The sequence below is a fragment of the Psychrobacter sp. genome (genome assembly GCF_030457785.1).
In the GTDB taxonomy this organism is placed as follows: domain Bacteria; phylum Pseudomonadota; class Gammaproteobacteria; order Pseudomonadales; family Moraxellaceae; genus Psychrobacter.
Map to the genome: position 1 here is coordinate 1 of NZ_JAKDUI010000057.1, position 12,628 is coordinate 12,628.

Sequence of the window (12,628 nt, forward strand, 5' to 3'; positions counted from 1 at the left end):
AAATATGGGTGTGATGCGTTTTTTCCTACAATACAGCGATACAAGCGCCTTATGTTGATACGTTAAAAAACCAATCCGTTAGTGCAACATATTGCCAAACTCACAATAATAAATCACCATCACGCCCAATGTGGAGAAACACAATGTCAGATTTAAACACCTTACAAAAACTGGCCGAAAAACGTCGCTCAATCTATGCGTTGAGTGACGAGCTACCAGTAGCAAATGATGAAGTTGTAAAACTGGTTGAGCACGCGATTATGCATACGCCATCATCGTTTAACTCGCAATCGACACGTGTCGTTGTTTTGTTTGGCGATGAGCACCAGAAGTTGTGGGATATCACTGAAAATGCATTGCATAAAATCGTTGATGACGAAGAGAGTTTTAAGTCAACAAAAGAGAAAATCAATGGTTTTAAGGCGGGTGCAGGTACTATTTTGTTCTTTGAAGATCAAAACGTGGTGGAAGCCCTGCAAGAAAAAGCGCCTCTATATGCAGACAAGTTTCCAGTTTGGGCACAGCAGACCTGTGCGATGCATCAGTATGTGGTTTGGACGGCGTTGGCGAGTATTGACGTCGGTGCAAACTTGCAACACTATAATCCAATTATTGATCAGGAAGTGGCCGACACTTGGGATATTTCTGAAGATTGGGAGCTAAATGCACAAATAGTATTTGGGGCAATTGAGCAGCCCGCAGGTGACAAAACGTTCGAGCCTATGGAAGAGCGTTTAAAAGTACTTGGTTAATACCTTAAGTTATTCAAGGCTTGTGTAAAAACCATGATCAGTTTCGAAATAAAGAATAACGCCATCTAACGGTCGGTTAGATGGCGATTTTTATGTAATACGCCCTAGTAACTTTTAATTGTTTTTGTCAGCCATCAAGCTATTTGCAACCCATGCTGGACCAATTAACAAAAACTGCAAATCTTCGAAAAACGACGGTTTTTTTCCTTCAATTTTATGACCGATGAACTGTCCAATCCATGCAACGATAAAGACACCTGCCCAGACTTTAAAGCCCCAAGGCAACATCGTCATGACAGACAAGCAGATTAGGATGAAAATACCCATTGCCAAAAATAGCGGTGTGGATAAGCGCATATAGAACAGTAGAACTAAGGCACTCAGCACCAGGGTAAACCATACCGACAGCGACATTCCCATCCCAAGTAGGCTAACAAAGATAGTGGGAACGCATAGCCAATGAATTTTTTTGTTGATTAGGTTTTGATGGCTGACAGAGTACTCACTGAGCCACTGTTCGAGCGTGCGTCTAGACATTCGTGGTTGACGAGACATGCTAACCTCCTTGTTAGTATTTAAAATAAGTTAGTATTTGAAATAATTTAGTCTTTTAAATGGTAATGTCGTTTAAGCTTCAAGACATTAGTGCTATCAGTTTTAACATTAATGTCGCTAATCTGCCATTCTATCTGCTAAACGATCCAGTCAAAAAAGACACTAGGACAAGTGTATTTTTGCAAATGGAGATCAAAACGAGATAAATTTGGCTTAGCAAGAAAGACAACTATTCGACAAGGTTGAGAAAATACTTAGCCGTTTCGACCCTGTGTTTTAGATCGACATCATGATTTAGCCTTGTTCACTACGATGCCATTCATAAAGACCAATGAAAGAGTTGACTTGATAGATCATGGTTTGGATAGCAAAGATATAGTTCCCCGACATTAGGTTAACGATTAGCCAGACGAAGTTGACGATTATCCATAACCACCAGTTAAATGAGTAACGGAGAATCATGGCTGCCTGTGCGGTAATGGACAGCACAAACGCGATGACGTTGATCCAGAAGAAGGAAATAAACCCCAAAAACAGACTGTTATCCTCTTCTACGACCGCATAACCATAGCTTGCGAGCAGATCGTTTACGGTAGGAAATAGAGCCAGACCGATCACGATGAAGATCATGGTGATTAACCAAACGGCTTTATTGGCAGACTTGGGAATCATATCGCCGTCGAGGTCAGTGTGCTTTGACCAGTAAAACATGCCGTAGAGGTGGGTAAAAAAGTTGAAAAGTGGTGCAAGCATCAAGCCGACGGCACCAGAGGTAGCTTGTACGACCACTTCACCAGCGGTTGCGCCCATACCAAAACCATTGCCCATCACATTTTTGCGAAAAGAAAGCGATACGACGCAAACCAAGCCGACAAATGACACAGCCAAATAAAACCAGTCAAGGGTAGTGTGGTCTGTGGTGAGCCAAAAACCTGCGGACAGGGCAAGCACACCACAAATAAACCAGACTATAATCCATTGCACAGCCCATTTTCCGGTGATGTTATCTAGTAGCTGAATGCGCATAATTTATTTCCTAACAATAGATATTGATGGCAGAGCGAATTCTGCTGTTTTGAATTATAGCTTTTTATTAAAGACATACTGGTCGATAAAGTGTATGGCCTGCTGATAGCGGGCGTCATAATCAGGCTCATCAATCAAATGGGGCTGGATGTGATGGCGTGCAAAAATATCTACTAGCCGCTGCTCGAAGCGTCCGCGAGCATCATCTGTGCCTAACGATCGCATACCATCATCTACCCATGGCGTATTATTGTCCAACATGATGGTATAGTCTAAGCGAAATTCATCGATACAAGTAGCCACAAAAGGGTGGGTGCGATTTTCATACTCTTCACAAAACGCTTGAGTAGTCACGAAGTCCGTATCAACGATGGTTACTGGTGCGGTGGCCACAGAGGTTGCTTTACGAATCGCTTGTGCATGATCGAGTGCGATGGGGCTGTAATCACTATACTGTAATCCAACTTCGCTGCCTCCTAAGTCGGTACCGACGTACAAGCGACCCATTTCTAGCGCATAACTGGCGCCATAATAGTTGGCAAGTTTATGCACCAATGTCGTTTTGCCTGAGCTTTCCCCACCAACGATGGCGACGGTCTTAGTATAGTCACCGCGTGCTTCTGGATGAATCGCTGACCAATGCGCAACAGGATTGCCAGCGATGGCAAACGAGTCAAACTCGGGTTGGAGCGGAGTCGTCACTACTGGCATTCGTAGTCGATGGCTCATAGTACTCTGTGCCAACGGATGGTTTTCGGCCATAAATAATATGGTTTCTGGGGGCAAGTCAAGCGCATCGTTTAAGCGTTGTAGTTTGGCATTGCTGGCAGGAATATCAATGGTGATGTCGTGAAAACTGTCATGCAAGGGCAGTTCAATCTCATGGGAGGTATGCACATGAATGAAAGGCAAATCGGCACAAGCCATTTGTAGCCAGCGCGCTTTGTCTTGTAGAGTGATGTGAAAATCCGGATGCGGTGCTGGGTGTGCTGTAATGACGATATGCAAAGCTTTGGCCTGTCCTGCTGCCGCTAAAATACTGCGCATATGTCCCAGATGCAGTGGTTCAAAATATCCAATCATCAAACCTGTGGCGTACATAAACATCCTTATTATTTTAGTAGTCTTTGTTAGCGCTGTTTTTCGTTGCCCTTCGATCTGGGCTTTCAATCTGGGTTTTAATCCAAGGCCATAACTAAGCTGTCAATTATTTATGGCTGTGAGATAGTCAGCAAGATGTGACGACTGTTCTCGACCTATAGATAAATCGATGTAACCTAAGTTCTGCAAAACCAAATAAACACTGAACGAGCAATGAATGTGCTCCCTGTTGTTTAGAAGTTCGGTCAAATATGTTCGGTCAGATATGAAGTGTGAATGGCGTATAGTCTTTTACAACGAGGTGACGGTATCTCACCTTTCTGATTACACTAAAAAAATAGCTATAAGTAAAGTGCAAAGAATAAGGGTTTTAGCAATGAATTCTTATGAAACATTTTGAAATAAATATTTAGAATCAATGGGTTATGGTCGAAGATGATAGGTTGAAGCAAGCTTGGGTAGCATAAAGTCACAAAGAACTAGTACATACCCAACAGTCGAAAACTAAATCGTTGATATACTAATTCGTAAGTTAAAAAGGTTTGCTCCAAAGCCTGACCGAAGACTGACTAGAAAATAAAAGATTATTAAATAAAAGATCATCAGGGTCAGAACCGTAAAAAAAGAAGAACTAAAACAATCGTGAATAATGATAAAAAAACAAATTGCAAATAGATCGCAAACAAATCGCAAATAGAGAGGTACCAAGCTTGGCTAAATTAGCAAAATTACATCGCTCACAAAATAGCCGCATGATAGCAGGCGTGATGGGCGGTATTGCAGAGTATTTCGGCTGGTCGCCCACTTGGGTGAGGCTTCTATTCTTCATCGTATCATCGCTGAGCGCCGCAGTTCCAGGCATCCTAATCTACATTATCCTTTGGATAGTTATGCCAAAAGCTAGCAGCGGTTCTTATCAGTAAGCCGTATTGATAAGCTGCACTTTAACGAAATCAACAGCTCCACTAAAAAAAAGCCTGAATGATCAGGATACCAGCGACATGTTTTTCCTCCTACCCAAATGTTTATGCATTTGGGTATTTTTTTTGTGCTAGTGGTATGAAGTCATCTGCACGGTCGTAAGATACCGTCAAAACCAAACGTACTGCTAAAAAAATATCACCGTTCAAGAACCTACAATATCCAGTACCACACTAATGCCACACTAAGAATCTCTGAGTACGATATAAATTTAGTTGCGGTAAATATGGATAAAATAGTCAATTTTTAGTAAGGTGAGCAGGCATATAGAGTCGTTGCCGAACAGGCTGTACGAGTGCTATCAACGTTTTATTAAATAATACTAATTCCACAGTGATTTTACTATGACATCCCAAGCGAAAAACTCTCAACCGATGACGTTTCAAGACTTAATCCTCACCTTACAAAATTACTGGGCCGACCAAGGCTGCGTTGTGTTACAGCCGTATGATATGGAGGTCGGCGCGGGTACTTTTCATACAGCGACGTTTTTGCGTTCGTTAGGGCCTGAGCGTTGGAATGCTGCTTATGTCCAGCCATCACGCCGTCCTACCGATGGTCGCTACGGTGATAATCCGAACCGCTTGCAGCACTATTATCAGTTTCAAGTGGTACTAAAGCCGAACCCACCTAATATCCAAGAGTTGTATTTGGATTCGCTCAGAGCCATCGGAATTGATCCATTGGTGCATGATGTGCGCTTCGTTGAGGATAACTGGGAATCACCGACGCTTGGCGCATGGGGGCTTGGTTGGGAGATTTGGCTCAACGGTATGGAAGTCACACAGTTTACTTACTTCCAGCAAGTGGGCGGTATTGAGTGTTTCCCAGTCACTGGCGAGATCACTTATGGTCTTGAGCGTTTGGCGATGTATGTGCAAGGTGTCGATAGCGTTTATGATTTGGTCTGGGCTGATGGCGAGTTTGGTCGTGTGACTTATGGTGATGTTTTCCATCAAAACGAAGTTGAGCAGTCTACTTACAACTTTGAGCATGCAGATGTGCCGATGACGGGGCAGATGTTTGACTTTTACGAGCAACAAGCCGATAAGCTCGTTGAGGCGGGGTTACCTCTACCAGCTTATGAAATGGTGCTAAAGGCGTCTCATGCCTTCAACTTGCTGGATGCCCGTGGTGCGATTTCAGTGACTGAGCGTCAGCGTTTTATTCTACGCGTCAGGACTTTAGCGCGCAAAGTTGCCTTTGGTTATGTCGAAGCACGTGCCAAGCTAGGTTTTCCAATGGCAGATGAAGACCATCGCCAAGCGGCGCTCGATAAGTATTTGCCAAAAGAAGAAGCGGCAACTGACGATACAGACAGCAGTCAAACTACCGATAACAAGCAAGCTACCAATAATAAATAGGAGCATCCCATGAGTACCATTTTATTTGAACTGGGGTGTGAAGAACTGCCTCCAAAAAGCCTAAAGCCACTACGTGATGCGTTGCTAGCCAGTGTCACTGAACAGTTAAATGAAGCGAATATTGGTTTTGATGGCATCACAGCGTTTGCTGCTCCGCGTCGTTTGGCGATTCAAATTCAGGGCATTAGTGACAAGCAGCCTGATCGTAGCGAGCAAAAGCGTGGTCCTGCGATTAAAGCAGCATTTGATGCTGACGGAAATCCTACGCGTGCTGCGATGGGTTTTGCTAAAGGTTTGGGCATTGATCCGAGCGATCTCATCACCATCAACACCGATAAAGGTGACTATGTGGGCTATGAGCAGACCGTTCATGGTCAAGCGACCACTGAGTTGTTGCCAAATATTTTTCAGACGGCGCTCGATAATCTACCGATTGCCAAGCGTATGCGTGCGGGCAGTAGCCGAAACGAATTCGTGCGTCCAGTCCAGTGGGTAGTATTGATGCAAGATGAAGCTGTCATTGATGCTACTATCCAAGGACATGAGACGGGTGCCAAAACTCGCGGTCATCGCTTCCATAGTCCCAATTACCATGGTATTGCTCACGCCAATGACTACCTTGAGCTGCTTGATGGCTTAAAAGTCGTGGCAGATTTTGATAAGCGTCAGATGCTCATCAAAAACCAAGTCAAAGCATTGGCTGATGAAGTCAACTCAGATGCCATCGTGCCTCAGGATTTACTGGATGAAGTGACGGCATTGGTTGATTTTCCAATCGCGCTCAGAGCCAGCTTCGAAGCACGTTTCTTGCAAGTGCCGCAAGAAGCGCTTATTTCAACCATGCAAGCGGACCAAAAGTATTTTTGTTTGACGGATAAAGCTGGCAAACTGCAGCCGTACTTTATCTTTATTACCAATATTGAGTCATCAGACCCGAATCAAATCATCGAAGGGAACGAGAAGGTCGTGCGTCCACGTTTGGCTGATGCTGAGTTTTTCTTTTTACAAGATCAAAAGCAGCCATTGTTTGCTCTTACAGAAAATTTGAAAACTCGTGTTTTCCAAGACAAGCTAGGTACGATTTGGGAGAAGTCTGAGCGTATTGCTAAGCTTGCTGCCTTTATCGCGACGCTGATGCAGCAGCAGGGCCATGATATTGATGTAGATGAGGCAGTACGTGCAGGCATTTTGTCCAAAGCAGATTTGGCGAGCTCGTTGGTCGGTGAGTATCCTGAATTGCAAGGTATCGCTGGTACTTATTATGCGCGCCTGAATGATGAACCAGAAGCAGTTGCAGCCAGTCTAGAAGAGCAGTATTTACCTAAGTTTAGTGGTGACGTGTTGCCAAAAACCCCGATTGGTATCTGCTTGGCATTGGCAGATCGATTAGATACGCTCGTTGGTATTTTTGCGATTGATCAAGCACCGACAGGATCAAAAGATCCGTTTAGCTTACGTCGTTCCGCCATTGGTGTCTTGCGTATTCTGATTGAAAAGCAGTTACCGATTAATCTTGTCGCACTTGTCGAACAGGCGATTAAAGGCTATAGCACAAATGAAGGTAGTAAAATCACCAAAATGGGCGATACCTTTACGCAAGTGATGGCATTTTTAAACTCACGCTATCGAGCGATGTATACCGAGCAAGGCGTCAGCGTCGATACCATCCAAGCAGTGCAAGCCATCAACCCGCACATGCCGCTGGATTTTGATCAGCGTATTCGTGCGGTACAAACGTTTAGCGAATTGGCACAAGCTGAAAAGCTCGCTGATTCAAACAAACGCGTTGCCAATATTTTGGCAAAATCAGAAGTCAATGTGGCTGATAATGTTGACGAGACGTTACTGTCTGAACCAGCCGAAAAAACGTTGTATCAGGCTGTTCAGCAGGCACAAAAAGACGTCACGCCATTACTTGAAGCAGCTGACTATACAAAAGTATTGCAAACTTTGGTTAGTTTAGACGAACCACTGACGCAGTTTTTTGCGGATGTGATGGTCAATAGTGAAGATGCAGCATTAAAAAACAACCGTTTAGCGCTACTGAAGCAAGTTCGCGCTTTATTTTTAACAGTGGCTGATATCAGTGAGTTACAGCTTTAAGTTGTAGCCTTTATCTATCATCTGTACACAAAGGAGCATTGCTGTGGTTGCCGTTATTATTGTAATTCTCGTTATTTGGTTGGCGATGTGGGCGTTTTATAAATTTATGTACCCACGTCCGCCTAAAAGTATGATGCCAAAGGAAGGAGACGTCGTCACACCACGGAATTGCAGCTTTTGTGGGCACAGCCTGGCAGAATATCGCGGCGTCCTTGAGACCAAGCCAGTTACGGCTGTCACAGACCCAGCAACGGATTGTGATAGTAGTGTTGATGAGGAAAAGAGCAACCAAGAACTGTTTTTTTGCAATTATGAGCATCAAGCGGATTTTCATGCAGGCAAGGTCTATAAAGAGAATGATTAGATAAGTTCAAGCTCTAAATCATCGTTGTTGGGTGGTATAGGTCAGGGCGTGTTGAATGTTTAACATGTTTTAGTAAATAATTGGTTCAGATAAATAGTCGGCTCGATAAAAAAGCGCTTAGCTCAATGAGCTAGGCGCTTATCTGTTTGCTTAGACTTTACTAGTAATAGTGCTGTATCAACGGCATATTATTTACAGTGTGTGCTCGCAGAGTCATATCAGTAGCGCTCTACGAGGTTAGTTGGCTAGCGAGTTGGCCTATAAGATAGAATGCGCATCTTTTGTGATTTTATTCAGCAAAACTCTTGTTTGTTGGTCTTGTTTGGTTCGCTCCGCATCTTTCTGTTGGTTGGCACTTATTCTTTCATACAGGTTCAAGCAGCACAGTACTAGGATACTTTCTTGACTGAGGCTTGGAGCGTCACGTCTCAGCTCTAATGCGTAGTTGTTGATGTAAGTCACTGCTGATTGTAAGTCTTCTTGCTCATCTACCGGGCAGTATATCGGATAGGTGACACCAGCAATGGCAATATCCACTTTTTTGATTTGTGGTTCAGGTGTATTTTTGTTTTTTGACCCTGGCTTAGTAGTGTTGTTCAATGGGTTTGAGTCAGCCAGTGCGTTTGTCTGTGTCTGGCCGTTTGCAGGCTGTTGGTTTGGATATTCAATCTGGTTGTCGGTCATGATAAATCCTACAATAAATATATGTCATTAAAAGGCGTAATATAGGGTATTACTGATATCTGTTCGGTAGCATCACGAATCATGGTGTCCAGTAGGGTGTTACGAACCTTCGGCTTGATCGATACGGGTTAAGCGTTTTAATACCACTTGAGTGCGTTCAGCTGCCAGTTGATTCTTTTTTTGCAGTTCGCTATTTTGCTCTTGAACGTCGTTATACTGCTGCTTTAGTTGCTTATTATGCTGCTGCAGTTCACTGTTTTGTTGCTGTAAGTGGCTGATTTTCTTTTGCAGTTTGTCCTGCTCCTCGCCAATCATGTGATGTGCTTCGGCAAGGCTTTGGTAGCGATTGTCGAGATCTTTCAAATGTTTTTTGGCTTCATCACGCTCGGCATGGCTAGTATCGACTTTGCTCTGTAAAGCGGCAAGTTCCTTTGGGTCTGTCGCTGGCTGCTGCTTTAAGGTGCTAAGCTCATGACTGACTGTTTGATACTGCTTTTTGATATCGAGTATCATTTTTTCTAAGGTTTTGAGTTGGTCGTACATAGTCAGTTTTTATCCTTAATAAGCATAAGTGAATGAATATTGTTGTATATGCTTAATAATGCCATAGGTGAACACATAATATCTATATCAACAAAGTAATTACACGTATTAGACTGTATTAAATGACTTGTATTAGTCGAGGCTTGAACAAATATATAGAGCTCAAGTGGTTTCTATTTTATAAATTATAATCAATGACTGGGATATTTAGTATGAATGATAACATTTCTGGCTGGAATACTTGGCTGACTGCATTTGACGATTGGAATGACGTGTCGGTCAGTGAGGTGCATGGCTTGATGACAGGGCTAATGACTGCTTGTAATGCGCCTGACGAGCAGGTGTGGGCGACTGTGTTTGAAGAGTTGAGTTTTGCAGCACTACCAGAACCTGCATTGACGCTATTAACTGAAGAAGCAGAAGACACGGTGTTTCAGCTCAAGGACAAAGATGATGCCTATGCTTACATGCCTCTGCTACCAGATGATGAACATGACTTGTACGAGCGTGTGATGGCATTGAAACAGTGGGCCAATGGGTTTATGACGGGCTTTGGGATTACGGATTGTAGTTTGAGCGCAGAAGAAAACGAAATGCTATCAGATTTGGCCAAAATAGGCGCTATTCGCTTGTCAGAGGATGAGGACTTTGAAGGTGGCGAAGAGTCTTATCTTTATATATGTGAGTTTGTGCGTATGATACCAGTCAGCTTTGGTACCCGTAAACGCAAGCCAGTCAAAGACATAGCTTTGATAGCTGGACTGGCAATCGATGCCAAGACCAACAAAGAATTACAGGCGGAAGGTAATTTGCCGAAACCAATACCACCTGTCATGGATGCTATGAACCAAAACAATCCTTCATAGTCCGTGTCGCTTGTTCAGGTTAGTTTAGTCAGTGTAGATTGGACGAGCAATGAAAAGCGCTAGCACAGCGCGTATTCTAAAGACGTGGCTTTTTAGCCTATATGATGAGGATGTTTTATGACGATAAATCATAGTGCTGTATCAGAACGGGTTTACCCCGCACAGAGTATCGATTGGCTTAAACGCCTGATTGGCTTTGATACGGTCAGTCGCCATTCGAACTTAGTATTGATTGAAGACGTGCAAGCATACTGCGAACAACTAGGGTTAGCAGTGGATTTGACCTTTAATGAAGCCAAAGACAAAGCCAATCTATTCGTCACCGTGCCAGCTGGGAAAAATGCTGATGAGCTAAACGGTGGTCTAGTGTTGTCTGGTCATACCGATGTGGTACCAGTTGACGGTCAAGAGTGGACGACTGAGCCGTTTACCGCCACTATCCGTGGTGATAAATTGTACGGTCGTGGTGCTTGTGACATGAAGGGGTTTATCGCCTGTGCACTGGCGCTATTGCCGCAAGCAGTGAAATTATCTAATTCAGGCCTGCTCAATCGTCCGATACATCTAGCACTCTCTTTCGACGAGGAGGTAGGCTGTTTGGGTGCACCTTTGATATTGGAGGATCTAAAAGCACGCAACATTGAGCCCAATTATTGTATCGTTGGCGAGCCCACTAACATGGCGATGGTCGTTGCTCATAAAGGCATTGCGGTATACCGCTGCCGCGTGCATGGCAAGTCTGCCCACTCTTCGCTGACGGCGCAGGGCGTCAATGCCATCAGCTATGCCAGTCGTTTGGTCGGCTATGTCGACGAGTTGGCTGAAGAAATTAGTCATCGTGATGATAATGATGATTTGTTTGATGTGCCGTACTCTACCTTATCAGTCGGCACGATACAGGGTGGAACAGCGACCAATATCGTCCCCAACTTATGTGAGTTTACCTTTGATTATCGTAATCTACCGCATATGACCCAAAACGATATCCTCACACCGATCAAAGCCAAAGTGGCAGAGTTAAGTGTCCAAATGCAAACGCGTGCGCCAGAAACAGGCATTGAGCTGCTGCAAGAGGAAAACGTACCTGCCATGACGGATAATGACAGCGCTGAGCTACAGGCGATGATAGCTGCGTTAACGAATGATGATAACCGCCATAAAGTGGCTTATGCGACGGAAGGTGGACAGTTTACCAATGCAGGTATTCCGACAATCATCTGTGGCCCTGGTAGTATCGAGCAGGCTCATAAGGCCGATGAGTACGTTAAGTTGACTGAAATTGAGAAGTGCGATCAGTTTTTACGGAAGCTGCTGAGTAGCTGCGCGACCAATTAGGGCCTGTTGAACACGCTCCAGTCAGTGCTAAGATATACTTTGGTTTACAAGACACCGTCTATGCGACGGTGTTTGTTTTTTAATATGTCTGGTGTTTTGAGTTTTCAAACGAAAGAGTAGGAGTTATTGGATGTATTGGCACCTGTTTGCGATATTTTTTGCGAGTACGTTTTTTATCTCAGCAACGCCTGGTCCGAATATGCTGTTGGCGTTTCAGTATGGTATGAACTATGGTGTCAAGCGGACGCTATGGACACTAGCAGGTCTTAGCGTTGGGTTGTTTATATTGCTACTTTCGACCTTGCTTGGACTGGATGTTATCAGTCGGCAGTCACCTTGGTTGCTTGTGAGTATCAAGGCAATAGGTGCAGGCTATTTGATTTATTTAGGTGTCATCTCTTGGCGTGATTCAGGCGATGGTAACTTGATGAAAGATGCTCGAGAAATGAGTGAGGAGGTCGCAGCCGATTATCCTGATACGATGAGCTCTATCGCTGATGCGCAAAGCCCTCAACCTCGGTCATTATCGAGTGCAGCGGTCAATGCGTCGGCGATGTCACCAGTGTACCCGAGCAATACGACTCTATTCCGCACAGGTGTATGGGTATCACTTTCTAACCCCAAAGCCATTCTGTTTTTTGCAGCGTTCTTTCCAAAGTTCATCAACTTTGGTGCGCCATTGTGGCCGCAATATATTATCTTAACCATAGGGTTGTTTTTGAGTGAGACAATTTGGCAAATGGTGTATACATTGGGTGGAAAACAGCTAGCAGGCTGGCTGGATGTGGGCAATCGTTTGGCGTGGCTAAACCGTGGTTGCGGGGTTATATTTATTTTAATTGCCACTGCTTTATTGACTGAAGTATTAAATAGTTTAATGGTTTAAATATTATTTATGGCTATAGTCAGTTCAAAATAAAATTGTTATGGTTAGGACAAACATCATAAAACAAC

The 12,628-nt window shown here is 43.9% G+C and carries 13 protein-coding genes; 8 read left to right on the forward strand and 5 right to left on the reverse strand.

Going from position 1 to position 12,628, the window contains the following annotated elements:
• Window positions 1-143: 143 nt before the first annotated feature.
• Window positions 144-752, forward strand: coding sequence for a nitroreductase family protein (locus tag L0J61_RS04470; RefSeq protein WP_301465118.1), 609 nt, complete (start codon window positions 144-146; stop codon window positions 750-752).
• Between the two features lie 114 nt (window positions 753-866).
• Here L0J61_RS04470 and L0J61_RS04475 read toward each other — a convergent pair whose 3' ends face one another.
• The 3 genes from L0J61_RS04475 to nadR form a co-directional block, all read right to left on the reverse strand.
• Entirely contained in the window at window positions 867-1,307 is a 441-nt protein-coding gene (locus L0J61_RS04475; RefSeq protein ID WP_301465119.1) for a DUF962 domain-containing protein, read from the reverse strand.
• A 294-nt stretch (window positions 1,308-1,601) separates the two neighbouring features.
• Entirely contained in the window at window positions 1,602-2,333 is a 732-nt protein-coding gene (pnuC, locus tag L0J61_RS04480; protein WP_301465120.1) for a nicotinamide riboside transporter PnuC, read from the reverse strand.
• A 54-nt stretch (window positions 2,334-2,387) separates the two neighbouring features.
• Complete coding sequence (gene nadR / locus L0J61_RS04485; RefSeq protein ID WP_301465129.1) at window positions 2,388-3,491, reverse strand: multifunctional transcriptional regulator/nicotinamide-nucleotide adenylyltransferase/ribosylnicotinamide kinase NadR; 1,104 nt, start codon at window positions 3,489-3,491, stop codon at window positions 2,388-2,390.
• Between the two features lie 653 nt (window positions 3,492-4,144).
• Between nadR and L0J61_RS04490 the strand changes: the two genes are divergently transcribed.
• The 4 genes from L0J61_RS04490 (at window position 4,145) to L0J61_RS04505 (ending at window position 8,246) form a co-directional block, all read left to right on the forward strand.
• A complete protein-coding gene (locus L0J61_RS04490; protein WP_301465121.1) occupies window positions 4,145-4,357 on the forward strand; it encodes a PspC domain-containing protein in 213 nt (70 codons plus the stop codon).
• Window positions 4,358-4,789: 432 nt separating this feature from the next.
• A complete protein-coding gene (gene glyQ, locus L0J61_RS04495) occupies window positions 4,790-5,779 on the forward strand; it encodes a glycine--tRNA ligase subunit alpha (RefSeq protein ID WP_301465131.1) in 990 nt (329 codons plus the stop codon).
• 9 nt (window positions 5,780-5,788) lie between these two features.
• Entirely contained in the window at window positions 5,789-7,882 is a 2,094-nt protein-coding gene (gene glyS / locus L0J61_RS04500; RefSeq protein WP_301465122.1) for a glycine--tRNA ligase subunit beta, read from the forward strand.
• A 43-nt stretch (window positions 7,883-7,925) separates the two neighbouring features.
• The gene (locus L0J61_RS04505) at window positions 7,926-8,246 is read left to right on the forward strand and encodes a hypothetical protein (protein WP_367651942.1); all 321 of its coding nucleotides are present in this window, start codon (window positions 7,926-7,928) and stop codon (window positions 8,244-8,246) included.
• 258 nt (window positions 8,247-8,504) lie between these two features.
• On the opposite strand, the gene L0J61_RS04510 is transcribed toward L0J61_RS04505, so the two are convergent.
• Both L0J61_RS04510 and L0J61_RS04515 read right to left on the reverse strand, forming a co-directional pair.
• A complete protein-coding gene (locus tag L0J61_RS04510) occupies window positions 8,505-8,930 on the reverse strand; it encodes a cell division protein ZapA (RefSeq protein WP_301465123.1) in 426 nt (141 codons plus the stop codon).
• 99 nt (window positions 8,931-9,029) lie between these two features.
• On the reverse strand, window positions 9,030-9,473 hold the full coding sequence (locus L0J61_RS04515; protein ID WP_301465124.1) for a hypothetical protein: 444 nt from the start codon (window positions 9,471-9,473) through the stop codon (window positions 9,030-9,032).
• 212 nt (window positions 9,474-9,685) lie between these two features.
• Here L0J61_RS04515 and L0J61_RS04520 point away from each other — a divergent pair, with 212 nt between their 5' ends.
• The 3 genes from L0J61_RS04520 (at window position 9,686) to L0J61_RS04530 (ending at window position 12,560) form a co-directional block, all read left to right on the forward strand.
• On the forward strand, window positions 9,686-10,339 hold the full coding sequence (locus tag L0J61_RS04520; protein WP_301465125.1) for a UPF0149 family protein: 654 nt from the start codon (window positions 9,686-9,688) through the stop codon (window positions 10,337-10,339).
• Between the two features lie 117 nt (window positions 10,340-10,456).
• Window positions 10,457-11,674, forward strand: coding sequence for an acetylornithine deacetylase (gene argE / locus L0J61_RS04525; protein WP_301465126.1), 1,218 nt, complete (start codon window positions 10,457-10,459; stop codon window positions 11,672-11,674).
• A 130-nt stretch (window positions 11,675-11,804) separates the two neighbouring features.
• Window positions 11,805-12,560, forward strand: a complete 756-nt coding sequence (locus tag L0J61_RS04530; protein ID WP_301465128.1) for a LysE family translocator — start codon at window positions 11,805-11,807, stop codon at window positions 12,558-12,560.
• Window positions 12,561-12,628: the final 68 nt, after the last annotated feature.